The 17,651-nt window shown below is 33.0% G+C and carries 15 protein-coding genes, 1 tRNA gene and 1 pseudogene; 7 read left to right on the plus strand and 10 right to left on the minus strand.

The window, feature by feature from the left end:
* Positions 1-246: 246 nt before the first annotated feature.
* Together ggt and FNW17_RS13830 are read right to left on the minus strand one after the other, a co-directional pair.
* Positions 247-1,929: a gamma-glutamyltransferase gene (ggt, locus tag FNW17_RS13825; protein WP_144071957.1), complete on the minus strand. Its 1,683-nt coding sequence runs from the start codon at positions 1,927-1,929 to the stop codon at positions 247-249.
* Positions 1,926-2,510 carry an acyl carrier protein phosphodiesterase gene (locus FNW17_RS13830; protein ID WP_144071958.1) on the minus strand — a complete coding sequence of 195 codons (585 nt, stop codon included), beginning with the start codon at positions 2,508-2,510 and terminating at the stop codon, positions 1,926-1,928. The genes ggt and FNW17_RS13830 overlap by 4 nt, the downstream gene beginning before the upstream one ends.
* Positions 2,511-2,592: 82 nt before the next feature.
* Here FNW17_RS13830 and glmM point away from each other — a divergent pair, with 82 nt between their 5' ends.
* Positions 2,593-3,993 carry a phosphoglucosamine mutase gene (gene glmM, locus FNW17_RS13835; RefSeq protein ID WP_143391366.1) on the plus strand — a complete coding sequence of 467 codons (1,401 nt, stop codon included), beginning with the start codon at positions 2,593-2,595 and terminating at the stop codon, positions 3,991-3,993.
* 83 nt (positions 3,994-4,076) lie between these two features.
* On the opposite strand, the gene FNW17_RS13840 is transcribed toward glmM, so the two are convergent.
* The 3 genes from FNW17_RS13840 to FNW17_RS13850 form a co-directional block, all read right to left on the minus strand.
* Positions 4,077-6,614 (minus strand): TonB-dependent receptor, encoded by a 2,538-nt coding sequence (locus tag FNW17_RS13840; protein ID WP_144071959.1) that lies wholly within the window; start codon positions 6,612-6,614, stop codon positions 4,077-4,079.
* Positions 6,601-7,515, minus strand: coding sequence for a FecR family protein (locus FNW17_RS13845; protein ID WP_144071960.1), 915 nt, complete (start codon positions 7,513-7,515; stop codon positions 6,601-6,603). The genes FNW17_RS13840 and FNW17_RS13845 overlap by 14 nt, the downstream gene beginning before the upstream one ends.
* A gap of 61 nt (positions 7,516-7,576) precedes the next feature.
* On the minus strand, positions 7,577-8,092 hold the full coding sequence (locus FNW17_RS13850; RefSeq protein ID WP_144071961.1) for an RNA polymerase sigma factor: 516 nt from the start codon (positions 8,090-8,092) through the stop codon (positions 7,577-7,579).
* Between the two features lie 257 nt (positions 8,093-8,349).
* On the opposite strand from FNW17_RS13850, the gene FNW17_RS13855 reads away from it, so the two are divergent.
* From FNW17_RS13855 to FNW17_RS13870, 4 genes are all read left to right on the plus strand, one after another.
* A complete protein-coding gene (locus tag FNW17_RS13855) occupies positions 8,350-9,393 on the plus strand; it encodes a hypothetical protein (protein ID WP_144071962.1) in 1,044 nt (347 codons plus the stop codon).
* 88 nt (positions 9,394-9,481) lie between these two features.
* Positions 9,482-10,252 (plus strand): membrane metalloprotease, encoded by a 771-nt coding sequence (locus FNW17_RS13860; RefSeq protein ID WP_143391371.1) that lies wholly within the window; start codon positions 9,482-9,484, stop codon positions 10,250-10,252.
* Between the two features lie 19 nt (positions 10,253-10,271).
* Complete coding sequence (locus FNW17_RS13865) at positions 10,272-10,853, plus strand: porin family protein (RefSeq protein ID WP_144071963.1); 582 nt, start codon at positions 10,272-10,274, stop codon at positions 10,851-10,853.
* Between the two features lie 679 nt (positions 10,854-11,532).
* Positions 11,533-13,017, plus strand: a complete 1,485-nt coding sequence (locus tag FNW17_RS13870; protein WP_144071964.1) for an aminotransferase class V-fold PLP-dependent enzyme — start codon at positions 11,533-11,535, stop codon at positions 13,015-13,017.
* A 108-nt stretch (positions 13,018-13,125) separates the two neighbouring features.
* Here FNW17_RS13870 and FNW17_RS13875 read toward each other — a convergent pair whose 3' ends face one another.
* Positions 13,126-13,995, minus strand: coding sequence for a lysophospholipid acyltransferase family protein (locus FNW17_RS13875; protein WP_143391373.1), 870 nt, complete (start codon positions 13,993-13,995; stop codon positions 13,126-13,128).
* A gap of 125 nt (positions 13,996-14,120) precedes the next feature.
* On the opposite strand from FNW17_RS13875, the gene FNW17_RS13880 reads away from it, so the two are divergent.
* Complete coding sequence (locus FNW17_RS13880) at positions 14,121-14,753, plus strand: rhomboid family intramembrane serine protease (RefSeq protein WP_144071965.1); 633 nt, start codon at positions 14,121-14,123, stop codon at positions 14,751-14,753.
* Positions 14,754-14,803: 50 nt separating this feature from the next.
* Entirely contained in the window at positions 14,804-15,496 is a 693-nt protein-coding gene (locus tag FNW17_RS13885) for an SIMPL domain-containing protein (protein ID WP_143391375.1), read from the plus strand.
* Positions 15,497-15,722: 226 nt separating this feature from the next.
* Here the strand turns inward: FNW17_RS13885 and FNW17_RS13890 are convergent.
* The 4 genes and pseudogenes from FNW17_RS13890 to FNW17_RS13905 form a co-directional block, all read right to left on the minus strand.
* A tRNA-Tyr gene (locus tag FNW17_RS13890) sits at positions 15,723-15,803 on the minus strand.
* 164 nt (positions 15,804-15,967) lie between these two features.
* Positions 15,968-16,354 (minus strand): annotated as a pseudogene (locus tag FNW17_RS13895) (TlpA family protein disulfide reductase); the annotation flags it as partial.
* An 18-nt stretch (positions 16,355-16,372) separates the two neighbouring features.
* Positions 16,373-17,134 (minus strand): DUF4369 domain-containing protein, encoded by a 762-nt coding sequence (locus FNW17_RS13900; RefSeq protein ID WP_143391377.1) that lies wholly within the window; start codon positions 17,132-17,134, stop codon positions 16,373-16,375.
* A gap of 190 nt (positions 17,135-17,324) precedes the next feature.
* A complete protein-coding gene (locus tag FNW17_RS13905) occupies positions 17,325-17,564 on the minus strand; it encodes a hypothetical protein (protein ID WP_143391378.1) in 240 nt (79 codons plus the stop codon).
* Positions 17,565-17,651 lie beyond the last annotated feature (87 nt).

The following is a 17,651-nucleotide window of genomic DNA, read 5'->3' on the forward strand; positions in this document are numbered from 1 at the left end:
TTTATTTGTCATTCTGACGAAGGAAGAATCTCGTGTTAGTTGCTCACGTTTGTTGAGATTCTTCCTTCGGAGGCTAGAGCGAGGTCATTAAGTTACCCTTTATTTGTCATTCTGACGAAGGAAGAATCTCGTGTTAGTTGCTCACGTTTGTTGAGATTCTTCCTTCCTCAGAATGACAAAATCAATGGCAATGGCAAAAAAAATCTGAAATCTGAAATCTGCAATCTGCAATTTGAAATCTGCAATCTAAAATCCCACCGCCGTATCATCTCCTCTTTTATCGGCTCCGCCTTCCAATTTTCCATTGGGTAATATCAAAATAGCATCTACTTTTCCAATTACTGGAGTTATTTTTTCGTTGATAATATAACCTTTGGCTTTCAAGTTTTCAAAGGTTTTGGTGTCGAAAGTATTCGGTTCAAAAGTGATTATATCTGGCAACCATTGATGGTGAAATCGGGGTGCGTTCACCGCTTCTTGCATACTCATTTTGAATTGCGAAACATTCAAAATAGTTTGCAAAACCGAGGTGATAATAGTGGAACCACCCGGAGTTCCCACAACCATAAATAATTTGCCCTTTTTCTCTACTATAGTTGGAGTCATCGAACTTAGCATTCTTTTTTGTGGAGCAATACTGTTTGATTCATTCCCAACTAATCCAAACATATTGGGCGTACCCGGTTTCACGCTAAAATCATCCATTTCATTATTTAAGAAAAAGCCCAATTCATCACAATAATATTTAGAACCAAATCCGTCATTTAGGGTTGTAGTTGCTGCAATTGCATTGCCAAATTGATCTACAATAGAATAATGAGTAGTTTCGGTGCTTTCTTTATAAGTTACTTTTCCTTCCTTAACATCCGAAGATAAAGTAGCTTTCTCAAAACTAAAATTCGACATTCTTTGTTTTAAATATTTTTTGGAAATCAGCCCTTTTATTGGAATTTTTACAAAATCGGGATCACCAAGATAAACGCTTCTATCGGCATAAGCTCTTCGTTCGGCTTCGACAATTACTTGTATCGCTTCGGTTGAATTATGTCCCATTTGGGCGATATCATAGGGTTCAATCATTTTGAGAATTTCGGCCAAACAAATTCCTCCGCTGCTAGGTGGTGGCATCGAAATGATTTTCAAATCCTTGTATTTAAAAGTGATTGGTGTTCTCCATTTGGCTTCATATTTTGCCAAATCTTCCATTGTGATGAGGGCACCTTTTTGTTGCAAATAATGAACTAATAGTTGAGCAGTTTCACCTTTGTAAAATTCGTCTCTTCCATTTTTTGAAATCCGTTTCAAAGTCGCTGCTAAAGCTAGATACTTTACCGTGTCATTTTCTTTGAATAGAATAGAAAACAAAGAGTTAGCGCTATTTACTTTTACAATGGCTTCGTGGTAATTTTTTAATTGATTTTCTTGCTTTTTGGTGACAATAACACCTCTTTCGGCTAAGGCAATCACGGGTTTCAAAATTTCTTCTATGGGTAAAGAACCTAATTTTTTGTGTACTGCAAAAACACCCGCGATAGTTCCGGGAACTCCAATAGCAAGCGGAGATTCTGTGCTTTTTCCTTTGATAACATTTCCTTTTTCGTCCAGAAACATATTTTTGGAAGCTGTCAAAGGTGCTTTTTCGCGATAATCCAAAGAACCTATTTCGCCATTCGCTTTTCGGTACACCATAAATCCGCCACCGCCAAGATTTCCCGCAACCGGATAAGCTACCGCCAAAGCCAATTCGGTGGCAACCATAGCGTCAAAGGCATTGCCTCCTTTTTTCATAATTTCAACACCAATTTTTGAAGCTTCTTCCCGCGCTGAAACGACTATTGCTTTTTGAGTAACAAGACCTGTTTGTGCTAGGGTTAGTATTGAAAATAAATGAAAGAAGAATAGGGAAATATTAAGGGCTGTTTTATTCATAAAGTCTGTATTTTCAAATTCGAATGTACTATTAATGTTGCAAAAAACGCTGTGAATTCAGCTTCAAATTCAGCGTAAAATGTTCTTAATTCGGAAACAGAAAGTCGCATAATCGAATCACGTTTCATTCGATTGTCCATTTTTTCTAAAATAAATGCAATCCCTTCTATCGTTTGGTAACTCATTAGCCAGTTTTGCTGTATCAAGTAAGGCACCATTTTTTGGGTCTTCTCATTCAGAAGATCGTAATTATCTCTCAATGATTGGTAAAAACGTTCTGTAAAATCGGCTAATGTTTCATCCGAATATTTACTCCAGTTTTTTGCCAAGAAATGGTCGTAAAAAATATCAACGATAATTCCAGAATAATGATGATAATTGGCATGCAATCGTTTGGTACTTTGACGAAAAATAGGATGTGCATCAGTAAAAGTGTCTATTTCACGATGCAAAATAATTCCTTTTTGAATGTCCAATGGAAAAGCATCAAAGTTTTTCCCATGAATGCCATCGGCCATAAAATTGCCGATTTTCAACAAATCGTTGTCTCCAGAAAGATAGATGTGTGCTAGAAAATTCATTCGTCTAAAATAGGAATTTTAAATGATTATTATAAACTGCGTTTGTTATATTTGTATTCAAAATTCAAAATTCAAAAATCAAATGACTTTAATTAAATCGATATCAGGAATTCGAGGAACTATTGGCGGAAAAGTAGGCGATAATTTAACGCCAGTCGATGCGGTAAAATTTGCTTCGGCTTATGGAACTTTTTTAAAAGCGGGAAGTGGGAAGTTAGAAGCGGGAAGAAAGTTAAAAGTAGTCGTAGGACGTGATGCTCGTATTTCGGGACCAATGATTCATAATCTAGTAGTAAATACATTAATAGGTTTAGGAATAGACGTGGTCGATTTGGGACTTTCGACGACACCAACCGTTGAAGTTGCTGTTCCTTTGGAAAGTGCCGATGGGGGCATTATTTTGACAGCTTCACACAATCCAAAACAATGGAATGCCTTGAAATTGTTGAATGAAAAAGGAGAGTTTTTGAATGGTATCGAAGGAGAGAAAATCCTTCAAATTGCCGAAGCCGAAGCATTCGATTTTTCAGATGTAGATAATTTAGGCGAAATCATTGAAAATGATGCGTATATGGACATTCATATCGATGAAGTATTGAACTTGGCATTGGTAGATATTGAAGCGGTAAAAGCGGCAAAATTCAAGGTAGTTGTTGACGGAGTGAATTCATCAGGAGGTATTATTATTCCAAAATTATTAGAATTAATGGGCGTTGAAGTGGTGAAATTATACTGCGAACCCAACGGACATTTCCCTCACAATCCAGAACCTTTGAAAGAACATTTAACGGATATTTCGGAATTAGTAGTCAAGGAAAAAGCGGACTTAGGAATTGTGGTTGATCCCGATGTAGATCGTTTGGCATTTGTTTGTGAAGACGGTGAAATGTTTGGCGAAGAATATACTTTGGTGGCTTGTGCCGATTTTGTTTTGGGTAAAACGCCTGGAAATACAGTTTCGAATATGTCGTCTTCTCGTGCTTTGCGTGATGTGACCAATTTGCATAATGGAAATTACGAAGCCAGCTCAGTGGGCGAGGTGAATGTAGTGGAATTGATGAAAAAAAATAATGCCATTATTGGTGGCGAAGGAAATGGCGGAATTATTTATCCGGAACTGCATTACGGTCGCGATAGTTTGGTGGGAGTAGCTTTGTTTTTGACGCATTTAGCCAACAAAAAGATGACTGTTTCTGCTTTGCGCGCTTCGTATCCAGAATATTATATGAGCAAAAATAAAATCGAATTGACGCCACAAATAGATGTCGATGCGATTCTTGTGGCAATGACTGAAAAATATAAAAACGAAGACATCACTACCATTGACGGGGTAAAAATTGACTTTGCAGAAAACTGGGTACACCTTAGGAAATCGAATACCGAACCAATTATTCGTATTTACACCGAAGCAGCATCTCAAGAAAAAGCCGATGTTTTGGCATTACGGATTATTGAAGAAATAAAAACAATAGCTGGAATTTAAGAGCTTTCTTTTTAAAGTATAAAACCCTTTCATAATTTATTTTAGAAAGGGTTTTTCTTTTTAAAAATTATTTTAAAACAGCATTAAAAATTCACTCTAAAACTGATATTTGGGGTTAAACCAAGTGATTTATTATCTACTTGAATCGTTTTATTAGAGTCATTTGGATTGACTTTGTAATACTGATTAATACTATTTTCATGATTGGTAGCATTTATTACGCCAGCTGTAAATACAGCTTTAATATTTGGAGAAAGATTGAAACTATAATTTAGTGAAGCGTCTAAACGCATAAAATCATCAAGGTTTTCTTTATTTGGTATGCCATAATTTACCATTGTACTATTTCCGTTTTGTACGGTTTCATTGCCTTCAACTGGTTTTGTGTACGGCTGACCATTTCTCCAAATACCACCTACTGCAATTTTTAGATTTTTAAATAGATTGTAGTAAAAACCCAAAGATACTGAATGTCTTATATCAACATTATTGGGAAAAGTTGAAGGTGTAAAAGAATCAAATTCATACTGATTTGTACTGAAAGTATAACTTAGCCAAAAACTATATTTATAATCTGTTTTATTGGCTAAAAATTCTAATCCTTTAGCGTTGTAACTTCCATTTGCGTTAGCGTATTGAAAGCTGTTATAAAACCCCTGATTAGAAGCTGTAATTCCATCAACAATTTTATAAAACCCTGTAGCCTCAATATTTAGTTTGTTTTGATTGAATTCAACCCCAAAAGAACCTTGTTTGCTAGTCGCAATGGGTATGTCTTTATCGGTGACTAAAACCCAACGTCTTTTTTCAACCCCTAAAAAATCATCTTCAAAATCAATAATTTGAGTAGTGGACTGGTTTTTATATTCACCTTCTAGCTTTAAAGCAAATTGATTAGATATTTTTTGTCTAATATTTATTCTAGGTTCAACTATAAGTTTTTCGAATTTTTGAAAATAATTCAAACGCAATCCTAATCTTAAATAGGTGTTTTTTTTATGGTATTCAACTTCTGAAAATAAGGCATGATTCAATAGAACGTCTTTTTTTGTACTAGTATATTTGGGGTTGTTAACGGTAGTTTGGTTCAACATTCCGGTTTCATTGAATTGATATCCAGCTAAGAGATTTAAATTATCATTTGGTTTATAATTGCTATTAAATTTTATTCCAGTTTCGAGAACTTCATTGGCCTCAGTTAAAAGCTGATCTGTTTCTATTCTGTAATCGGTAGCGTCTATATTGTATTTAGAAAAATAAGTAATAAGATTTGTACTTAGTTTAGGCGTCCATTGTCCTTTCCAATTCCCGCCATAGCCAATATTTTTTTGTGATAAATTGCTAATTTTAGATTCGGTTTCATTTGAGTTTATAGTATGGAGTTCTGAATAATCTAAAGCGTTATTGATTCCAATAATAGTTGCTCTAAATTGATGATTTTCATTTATATCATAAAGTAGTTTTGCGGTATAATCATAAAAGTAAAAATCTGAAGAAGTATCCTTCTGGTCATTATTTGTATTGATTTCACTATCCTGAAAACTTCTTTCAAAATAGTTGGTATAGGTAGGAGATTGATATAAATCGGTAATGGAACGACGTCCTGAAATATGAAATTCTAATTTTTTTGTTATCGGAATTTCTAAAAAGGCATCCGAACTGATTAGATTAATTCCCGCTCCACCAGAAAAGACATTGGTAACATTGTCTTTGGTTTGCATATTAATTGTGCTCGAAACGCCATCACTATATTCAGCACTTGTTCCGTTTTTGCTAACGATTACTTTGTTCGTGAGATTGGGATTGTAAGCAGAAATTAATCCAAAGAAATGACCAGAGTGATACATTTTGATATTATCCCAAAGCACTAAATTTTGATCATTTGTTCCGCCCCGAACATTAATATTTGCGATGCTCTCATTGTTGCTTTCAACACCGGGTAACACCTGAATAGATTGTAAAATGTCGGGTTCAATTAGTCCAGGAAGTATGCCGAATTTTTTTGTGTTTAAAACGGTACTTCCATCTAAATATTTTTGTAATCCAGGGGTTAAATAGATGTTGATTAACACCTGATTTAACTCTTCGTTTTTAGTTGTAAGAATTATTTCATTGCAATTATTTTGCGCTGAAAACAATTCATAAACCGCTATTTGTTTGGATTCAAATCCCAAATAGGATATGCTTATAATGAAGTTTAAAGGGATGTTTTCGAATGTAAACTGGCCGTTTTTATCAGTAAGAGTACTCTTCTCAATTCCATTTACAAGTACAGAAGCACCAATTAGAGGTGTTTTATTTTCATCGGATAAAACAATGCCACAAACTGAAATTGTTTTGTTTATCACCGAAACGGTAACATATCGATTGTCTAGGGCTTTGAAATTTAATAGGGTTTTCGAGTTGAGATAATCTATTGTTTGTTGTAAAGTAAAGGCAGCATTGGGTTTTTCAATTGTAATGGCAGCAACATCTTCAACGGCATACGAAAATTTCACATTAAATTGTTTTTCAATGGAAACAATAACTTTTGTAAGTGCCACTTTCTTAGCCGTATTTTGTCCATAACAAATACTTCCTAAAAAGAGTAGCAGAAAAATGATTCCTTTATTTAACGCCATAATTGTATAAAATGACGGTTTCTTTTTGAATTCTAAAACTTAATTGAAGTGGAATTGTAACGGCTTGTAGCGCTATTTCCTTATTTGTATTGGTAAAACTTCCCGTAAATAGTTTGGATGTATTGATACCCTCCGTTTTAATTTTTATATTATATTGACGTTCCAGTTCTGCGATTACCTGATCTAACGGAATGCTATTAAAACTGGATTCTTTTTCGATCCAAGAAGGGTTTTTGGCATTATAATCCTCGAGATTTTCAATCATTCCATTGATAACTCTAAACGTTTTTCCAGGAGGTAGTTTGATGGTTTTATTGTCGAAAGTTACACTCACTAAACCTTCGTAGCAATGCACTTCAAAATAGTTTTTACGCTCTTTTATATTAAATTGTGTTCCCAAAACTTTTACAATTCCAGAATTTGAGTTTACGCTAAAGGTTTTTCCTTTTTGTACTTTAAAATAAGCTTCTCCATCTAATCTTAGCTCTCTTTTATCGGCCCATTTTCGTTCGTTAAAAGATAATTTTGAAGTAGCGTTTAATATCACTTCTGAGTTGTCCGGAAGCAAAACTGTTTTTGTTTGTGCAATTTGAGTTTCAAATGATGTGGTGGCATTGAAATATAAAAAATAGGCTGTGGTGAGCATTACAACAAAAATCGCAGCTATTTTATACAATGGTTTTAGGTCTAAAGTTCTAACTTTAGATTTCTTTTTAGATTGGTTTCTGGCATAAAAAGCATCCAAAGCAGCTTGGATATCTACTTTTGGAGTTTCTAATTGTGATGCGTAATGAGCAATTTTTTCAAGTGTTTTAGAATTTTCAGATTGTTTCAAATCATCGATTTCTTCACTTGTAAGCTCATGGTTTAGCCATTTTAATATTTCTTTTTCATTTTTCATTTGATATCTCTATGTTAATAAGACAACTAACTTTATAATTACCCTACAGTTCAATAACTAATTATAGGTTCTCTATTTGAGCTTTTAAAATCTTTAATGCTCCAGACATTCTTTTTTCGACTGTTTTTTGAGAAATGTCAAGCAAATCAGCAATTTCTCTGTATTTTTTTCCTTCGATTCGATTTAATAAAAACACTTGACGTTGTACTTCACTCAAAGAAGCAATTGCGTTAGTCAGTTTTTGTTTGAATTCTTCTTCTTCCAATAAATATTCGGGACTTTGATTGTTGATGTCTAAATTAGGAGCGTCTTTAGCATACTTCAAAACCACTTTTTGATGCTTGATGCGGTTTAGAAATAAATTATTAATGCTGGTAAATAAATAGGTTTTTACTTTAGTAAGGTCAATTTTGGAGCAATTCTCCCATATTTTAGTAAAAGCATCTTGTACCAAATCGAGTGCGGCATCACTATCCCCACATTTGTAATAAGCAAAATTTGTTGCAGATTGAACCTGTTTTAGGTAAAAAATCCTAAAGTGATTTTCGTCGCAAAGGTTTTTGTTTTCGTCGCTCATTTAGAATTAATTCGTTTTTTGTAAGTTGTAAAAGTAAAATATTTTTACAAATTGCAATTAGAATAATAGTATTTGAATTATTTGAAAAATATCTTATTTGTAATTAATTGGTATCTAATATGTTGTGAATTATGTTTTAAATTTTCACGTTTTTTTTAAATTTTCTGTAGGGAAAAAATAAAGTGGGTTGTCTTACTAACAGAAAGGCGTTTAAAAACATCGCTTGTAAATATAAAAAAAACATTAAATTTGAAATTATGAGAAAATTAAAAATTATTACTGGAATTGCATTGATGACTATCTTAGGTTTTACATCATGCCAAAGTGAAATTGATAACGTTGAAGGAGATAATCCAAATACAAATTCTGCGAACTCAACAACAACTACTAATCTAAAACGTGCTTCGATGTACGATGGTTCATCTGATGATTTTTTAGATGGAGCATCATGTTCTTCAATCGTATTACCAGCAGTTGCTAAAGTTAATGGTGTTCAGGTCTCTATTTTAACGCAATTAAATTACCAACAAGTAATTTCAATTTTGGGACAATCAAATACGAATCAAGATACTGTGGTGCTTCAATTTCCTTTAAGAGTGAAATTAAGTAATTATACTGAGGTAACGGCGAATAACCAAAGCGAGTATAATGCGATTCTAAATGCATGTTCATCAGCTCAAAGTGGTAGTCAAGATGCTGTCTCTACCGTAGATATCAGCTTTCCAATAACAATTTTAACGTATAATGCGACTTTAGTTCAAACAGGAAGTGTTGTTATTACATCCAAACAGGAATTGTATGCGTATATGTCTAATGTAAGCAGTACTGAATTTTATTCTGTAAAATATCCAATTTCGACTACAATTGAAGGAGAATCAAAATCAACCGTAAATAGCGATGCACAGTTTCAATCGACTATAGATGCAGCAATTAAGGTAAAAGCAGCCAAAGCAGCTGCCGCCGAAAATTCTAAAAAATTAGAAACAATCTTGGTTAATGGAAAGTTCAAAGTAGATTCATTTATAAGCGCAGGGGTGAACTCGGCTACAAATTATAAAGAGTATACTTTGTATTTTGCTAATAATTTAGCTGTAACTGCCGTTACTGTTTTAAATACAACTGTAAACGGAACTTATGCTGCTAGCTCTGAAATAGATGTTTTACTAAAACTCAATTTTTCAGGAAACGCATCGTTTATTTTATTGAACAATACCTGGAAAGTAACTAGTTTTACTTCATCAACAATAACAATGCAAAGTTCAACTAATGCAGCTGTTACCTTAGTCTTAAAACAAATTTAGATTATAATTTGGCATACATTTTTTAGAACAGTTGCCTATTTTAAGTAACTGTTCTTGAAAATGAATTGATATTAAAATTAAAACAAAAATGAAAAAAATAATTGTATTTCTAACATTGGGTTTGTTCTTATTTGTGTCTTGTACCAAAGACGATGCGACTACTTCTGGAGATAGTATAAATCCGAATACAAATAAACAAGCAACAGGAAGTTCGTCTAATGATTTATTGTCGGACAAAAAGTTTTCTAGCATGGTTGTAGAAGTAGTCTATGTTCAAGGTTTTGAACCCTCTACCACTGCTATTAATAATTTTGTGGCTTTTCTAACTGCGAGAACCTATAAACCAAACGGAATAAGTATTGTAAAAAGAGCCATTCCATCTACTGGGAAAGCAACTTTTACCAATGCAGAAATAGCAGAGATTGAAGATGCAAACAGAACAAAATTTAATACTTCAAATCAAATTGCTGTTTGGTTATTTTTTACTGATGGGAAATCTTCAAGCAACACCAGTACTTCAGTTGTCTTGGGTACAGCTTACAGAAATACCTCTATGGTCATTTATGAGGAAACAGTTCATGGTTTGAGTAATAGCACATTTGAACCGAATAGAAGCGTATTAGAAACTACTATTATTAACCATGAATTTGGGCATATTTTAGGACTTACCAACTTAGGGACAGCTTTGCAAAGTAGTCACGAAGACACTGAACATCCAAAACATTGTAATGTAGAAAGTTGCTTAATGTACTGGTCATCCGAAACCGGTCATGGTATTGGCAATATGGTTTCTAGTGGTTCGGCTCCACAATTGGATGCGCAATGTCTTGCAGATCTTCGTGCAAATGGCGGAAAATAATTTATTAAAAAAATGAAATATGAAAACGATAAATCTAACAATAGCCTTATTTTTGGGAATGGTATTCTCAATAAGCGCACAAGCAAATAGGACACATAAATCGAATGCAGGTATAAAAGGCGGTTATAATCTGGCTGCAGTAAATTTTGATGGACAAGGAGAAACTGAACAACGTCATAGCTTTCATATCGGGGTTTATGGGGAAGAATTTCTGAGTGATAGCTTTGCAATTCAACCGGAGCTAGTGTATTCGCAACAAGGATATGTAATTACAAATAGTAGCGGAACGTTTACTCAAAAATTGAATTATATTAATTTGCCTTTAATGCTAAAAGCATATCCTTCTAAAAATTTATTTTTAAAAGCTGGTCCGCAAATAGGATTGGCCATTACGCACAAAGAGGAATACGAAGGACTTTTTAATAGTTCACAAGAATATGATCCTAATAATTTTGATTGGGGAGTAAACTTAGGCGGTGGACTTAAAACAGATTCTGGTATCAGTTTTGAGGTGCATTATCATTTAGGTTTAGGCGATTTATATGATAATAGCAAAGCATACAACCGAGTTTGGCAGTTTTCTATTGGTATTGATTTATAAGATAAAAAAAAATATTAAAACGTTTCTAGTTCAGAAACGTTTTTTTTTGACCTTGTAGGTGTCAAATCGTTTAAAAACAGCTGTTTATTTAATGTAGTTCATGGTTATTAGTAAGAGAACAACCAAGATTCCCACGAGTCCAGTTATAAAAAAGTAATCGGCAATAGTTTCAAATTTAATTTCGCGGTCTATACTTTAGGTTTAATTCTTCGAAGATCTGCTTCGTTTTTTTTTGCCACAGATTGCTTCGCCTGTTCGCTATTGCTCGAGTCACAGATTAAAAATGATTTTTGAAAATCGGTGAATCTACGGCTGATATTTTATTAATGCCTCTGTGACTCTGCCCCGAGGTGGTTAAATAGAAATAAAAGAAAAAATACACGAGCATGTAAGCAAAATGGCTATAACTGAAGTAAACTCATCAATGATGTGTATTTCTATTTTGTTTGAAATATGTAATGAAGTAATAATAAAAAGACAAAATCCTAAAAGATTTGCCGATGTAGTTAAAATATGTGGAGAAGTATTGTTGACCATTTAACAAAAGTAAAATTTATTGAATCCATTTTTGGAAAGTTATTCTTGTGTTTTTGTTAAATATGACTCATACAAATCTACGTACTATTTTCTGTGTGCCAAATAATGAAATTAGGTATCTTTGAATCAAATTCGCAATACAATGACCACCAAAGAAATGCCAACTCAATTAGAACACTACTTCCAGCAATTTCGCAAGAATATTATAGGAATAGATCAGGAATTTGTTTCACCTTACGGAAAACAAAAAATTATTTATACGGATTGGACCGCGAGTGGTCGTTTGTATCGTCCTATTGAGGAAAAAATAATCAACGAAATCGGTCCTTTTGTAGCCAATACACATACCGAAACTACGGTTTCAGGAACAGCAATGACCATAGCTTACTACAAAGCTAGGACAATTATAAAGCGGCATGTCAAGGCTAATGAAGATGATATTCTTATAAATGATGGAACCGGAATGACAGGTGTAGTCAATAAATTTCAACGTATTTTGGGTCTGAAAATCCCTGAAAACCTGAAAGATTTTATCAACATTCCTACACATAAGAAGCCGGTAGTTTTTATTTCGCATATGGAACATCATTCGAACCAAACTTCTTGGTTGGAGACCATTGCCGATGTAGAGGTGATACCATCAACCGAGGATGGTTTATTCAGCCTTGAAAACCTTAAAATTTTATTGGAAAAATATAAAGACCGAAGTTTCAAAATAGCTTCTATTACTTCCTGTTCGAACGTTACTGGAATTAAAACTCCTTATTATGAAGTTGCCAAATTGATGCACCAAAACAACGGACTTTGTTTCGTTGATTTTGCATGTTCAGGTCCTTATGTCGAAATTAATATGCATCCAGAGGATTCGGAAAGTTTCTTGGATGCGATTTTCTTTTCACCACACAAATTTCTTGGAGGTCCAGGAACATCGGGGGTTTTGGTTTTTAATAAAAAATTATACCAAAATCTGATTCCTGATAATCCAGGCGGTGGAACCGTTTTTTGGACAAATCCTTGGGGCGAACACAAATACATTGACAATATCGAAGATAGGGAAGATGGTGGAACGCCAGGTTTTTTGCAAGTCATCAAAACGGCTTTGACGCTCCAATTAAAGGAAAAAATGGGAATTGAAAATATACTAATACGCGAAAATGAACTAGTAGGTTATATTTTTTCGAACCTAGGAAATATTCCAAATATCAAAATTTTAGCAGCGCAACATCAAGAAAGACTTGGAGTAATTTCGTTTTACATTGACGAATTGCATTTTAATTTGGGCGTAAAGATATTGAATGACAAATTCGGAATTCAAACTCGTGGTGGTTGTAGTTGCGCGGGAACATACGGTCATTTTTTATTGCATGTAGATCAGGAAACTTCGCACCAGCTAATCGACGAAATTACCTTGGGGGATTTATTGAAAAAGCCAGGTTGGATAAGAATGTCCATTCATCCGACAACTACAAATGAAGAAATAGAGTTCGTTTGCGAAAGCATAAAATCATTGGCAAAGAATCATCTAGATTGGGCGAAAGACTATTTTTATGATAAAAACACCAATGAATTTATTCATAAAAAGGCAGAATCATTCGAGAAAAATTTGGTTGAAGAATGGTTTAAATAGTTTTCTTTAATCAAATTTTATTTACTGACCACTGACCACTGACCACTGATCTCTGACCACTGACCACTGACCACTGACCACTGATCTCTGACCACTGACCACTGACTACTATCTCCTATGTTTCCAACGATTATGAGTCCATAAATAATGTTCTGGAGCTTCATGAATTTGTTGTTCAACTAATTTTAGAAATTTATCGGTAATCTCATAGTTTGGAACTGCTGATGCATTTTCTGAAAGAACTTCAAAACTGGCTTCATAATAACCACGTTTTACTTTTTTTACTTTTAAAAAAACTATGAACATATTGTATTTTTTTGAAAGCATTTCTGCGCCAGTATGAACAGGAACTTCTATTCCCATAAATTTTTGCCAATGAAAAGCAGTTGATACTCTGGGAGATTGATCGCTTGCAAAACCGTAAAGAGCTAATTTTTTATTTTTATTATTTTCAATGATTAATGGAATAGTTTCTTTAGTAGTAATAAGAGTAGCTTTGAATCTGGATCTAATATTACGAACTAGTTTGTCAAAATAGGGGTTGCTTAATTTTTTGTAAATGGCAAAAGCACTAAATTTAACATAAGTATTCATAGAAATTGCCCATTCATAGCTAGCATAATGTGCCATCATCATTGCAATACTTTTATTTTGCCCCTCAAGTTTTTGATATACTTCTAGATTGGTAAATACAAAACGTTTGCTTATTTCATTTTTTGATATGGTCATAGTTTTGATCATTTCGAGAAACATATCGCATAGATGTTGAAATGATTTTTTTTCGATGATTAATCTTTCTTGATCTGACAGATGAGGCAATGCCAATGCTATATTTTTGCGAACAGTTTTTTTTCTGTAACCAATTATATAGTAAACTATTAAGTATATGAAATCGGAAAAAAGATATAATAATCTAAAAGGCAACATCGAGATGCACCATAAAAAAGGGTAAACTATAAGGTAAATAATGAAACGCATTAACTAAATATTTTCAACAAATATAATTTAAATAAATCGTTCGGTGATTAGTTTAGAACTCTTGATGCGTTTTATAACCATAAATATTAATTAGATTTACATTTTTAATAAAATCCAAATTATTTATGAGTACAATTTTTATTATTGCCGTAACTGTTTTATTCAGTTATAAAGGATTTAATGATCTACTATTTTTTCGAAAATATGAATTCCATGTAGGTAGTATTCGAGCTGGTGAACAAATCCGAATGATTTCTTCAGGTTTTTTACATGCTGATTTGGGGCATTTATTTTTCAATATGTTCACACTTTATATGTTTGCGCCTGTTGTGATAAACTATTTTGGGGAGGCTTCTTTTTTCTTAATTTATATGATTAGCCTTGTTTTTGGTAGTTTATTGACATTGTTAATGCACAAAAATGATTATAATTATAGAGCCATTGGAGCATCAGGGGCGGTAACTGGAATTATTTATTCGGCGATTTTATTGCAACCTGATATGATGTTGGGGTTGTTTTATGTAATTCCCATTCCAGCTTATCTTTTTGGCATTGGTTATTTATTGTATTCTATTTATGGAATGAAAGCCAAGAACGACAACATTGGTCATACGGCTCATTTTGGAGGTGCAATTGGAGGGTATTTGATAACAATAATAAAACAACCCGCAATGCTTACTGATAATACTTTTATGGTGTTGCTTTTGGCAATTCCAATTGTAATCCTTTTTATTATGTCTAAATTGGGGAAACTATAATTGGCACAAGATTTGACTACTGATTTTTAAACATATAAAATTTTTATAAAATGAAAAAAGTAATTTTAATTCTTGCCTTAGTAATTATGGCAAATTCGTATGCACAAGATCACAAGCAAGTTCCAATGATTAATGTATCGGGCGAGGGCAAAGTAAAGGTAGCCCCCGACCAAGCGTTAATTTCAATTTCGATTGAAACTAAAGGAACAAAAGCGGAAGACGTGAAACGGGAAAATGACAAAAAGATGGATGCTATATTAAAATTCATCAAAAAGTCGAATATTGCTCCAGACGATTTCCAAACGCAACGCATTTCTTTGAATCCAAATTATGATTATGAGAAAAAGAAATACAATTATATAGCCACTCAAACCGTTCAAATTCTATTGAAAGATTTGTTTAAATATGATACGCTAATGGAGGGTTTAGTGAATGAAGGAATCAACAGAATTGATAATGTAGAATTCAAATCTTCTAAAATGCTACCACTGCAATCCGATGCTCGAAAATTAGCCATAAAAGATGCAAAATCAAAAGCCGAAGATTTTGTTTCCGTTTTAGGACAAAAAGTAGGTAAAGCGATAGTGATATCCGATAATTCACAATCTTATATTCCACAGCCTAGGATGTACGCAATGAAGTCTATGTCGATGGATAAAGTAGAATCAGCTCCAAGAGAAACTTTGGCCATTGGCGAAATAGAAATTATTGCAAATGTTAGTGTAAGTTTTATTTTGGAATAGATTTTAGACCGTTTGAAAATTAAAAAGTCCTGAAAATTTTCAGGACTTTTTTTGTGTCAATTATTTTGTGTCGACAAGTTTTATAATTTACGGTTGCTAAAGACAGATTTATTAAAAAAAATCAGATTATTTTCAATGATCCTTGAGAGGAAGGAAACCTTGTATAAAAATAAAAACACATTTTTAATGAAGAAGGCTTCTTAAAAATGTGTTTTTTTTATTATAGTGGGGAGAGCAGGATTCGAACCTGCGAAGTTCACACAGCAGATTTACAGTCTGCCCTCGTTGGCCGCTTGAGTATCTCCCCAAATCCACAACTATTTGTGGTAAGCGCTTGCAAATATAACAACAGTTTTTAGGTTTCCAAATATTATTTGAACTAAATTTTTCATTAGTTTTTAATGTGTTGGTATTGAATTAAATAAAAAAATCTCCACGAGGGAGATTTTTTCATTTGTATAAATGTAGAAATTATTTAGACAGAAGTGCTGCTATTTTCGCTTTAAGTTCTTCACCTCTTAAATCTTTTGCAACAACTTTTCCTGAAGCATCAAGTATAAAAGTGGCAGGTATAGACTGAACTTCATATTGAATTGCAATGGGCTCTTCCCAAAATTTAAGATTCGAAACATGAGTCCAAGTCAATTTATCTTTTGCAATAGCTTCTTTCCATTTTGTAGCATCTTTATCTAAAGATATCCCAACGATATTTAATCCTTTTGAATGAAACTCTTTGTATAAAGCTACCATATTTGGATTTTCAGCCCTGCAAGGACCACACCAAGAGGCCCAAAAATCGACAATTGTTACTTTTCCTAAGCTTTCTTTCAGACTAACAGTTTTTCCTTCAGGATTTGGTGCTGAAAAATCAGACCTTCATTTACTGTTTGCCGGTGCTTGAGCTGCTGGTGTTGCACTAGCTCCAACTGAGGGTGATTTTGCTTCTTTAATTTTTAACTCAATCGCTTTACCTGGTTTTGATGTTTTTAAAGATTCGTCTAGACTTGAATAGATTTTTTCAACTTTTTTGACATCAATTGTTGGGTCATTCGACATTCCTTGTAAAATTAATACACTGATGAATGATTTAGAATGAGTTTCTGCATAATCATTATATTTCTTTTTAGATTCAGTATTCACTCCTTCTTGAAGCGTACTATATTCCTTCATTAATTTATTGATGGTAGCAGTATCATTAGTTTGTTGGGCTTGAGTCATTATTGGGGTGTTTTTCTTTTGAAAATCCATTACCCCTTTTTGAACTGCAATAAGTTCTTCATTGAATTTTACAAATTCATCATTATTGTATGTCCCTGAAACTTTAGATTTATTGATACTATCTTTATTAATAACGATTGTTATATCTCCATTTTCTAATATAAATGGAAATTTTCCTTGTACTCCCTCAACTTGCAACAAATGGAAAGCAGGCTCTGTTGCTTTTCCTGTTATTTCAAATTTTCCGTTTTCTACTTTTACGGTATCAATTGGAATTAATCCCCCAACTGCATCTTGGACTTCCAAAATTATAGTTTTTCCGTTTTCAATTCCTGTTGCAGTTCCTGATATGGTGTACTTGGTTTTGCTACAAGAAATTAAAAATACTGTAGCCGATAATAATAAAATTATTTTTTTCATTATGTTTTAGTTAATTGATTTAAGTCTGCAAAAGTATTTAAATAATTAAAATATCTGTAATTTTATGACTTAAATTTTTGTTATAATTAATGTGGGATTAATTATTTAGTAAAAAATGTTCATAGATAGAGCATAAATAGATTTATCCATAAATTAAATGCAGAGGGAATAGAAATAAAAATGAATTAGATTAGTTCAAGATTGAACTATTTTTTGATTCACATTCTTGAATATTGTATTCAGCGTGATCAATTTCATTTATGGTAATTTTAATGTCCAAATTTACAGTTCTAAGTTCTTTATGTAAACTGGCACTCGATTCATTCAATTTGAGCTTCTCGTTTATTTCATCTCTTTGTTTTTCGAGTATTTCTAAAACGTCTTTTGCTTTTTGCCGTTGCGATTTATATAAGGTACAAGGATCTTTCATAATTACAATATCTTTATATTTTTTGGATTGCTAACTTACTTAAAATAAATATCCTACCCAATTCTAATGTTAAATTTTCGACAGAAA

Origin of the sequence: Flavobacterium franklandianum (assembly GCF_007097365.1) — a bacterium.
GTDB classification, from domain to species: Bacteria; Bacteroidota; Bacteroidia; order Flavobacteriales; family Flavobacteriaceae; genus Flavobacterium; species Flavobacterium franklandianum.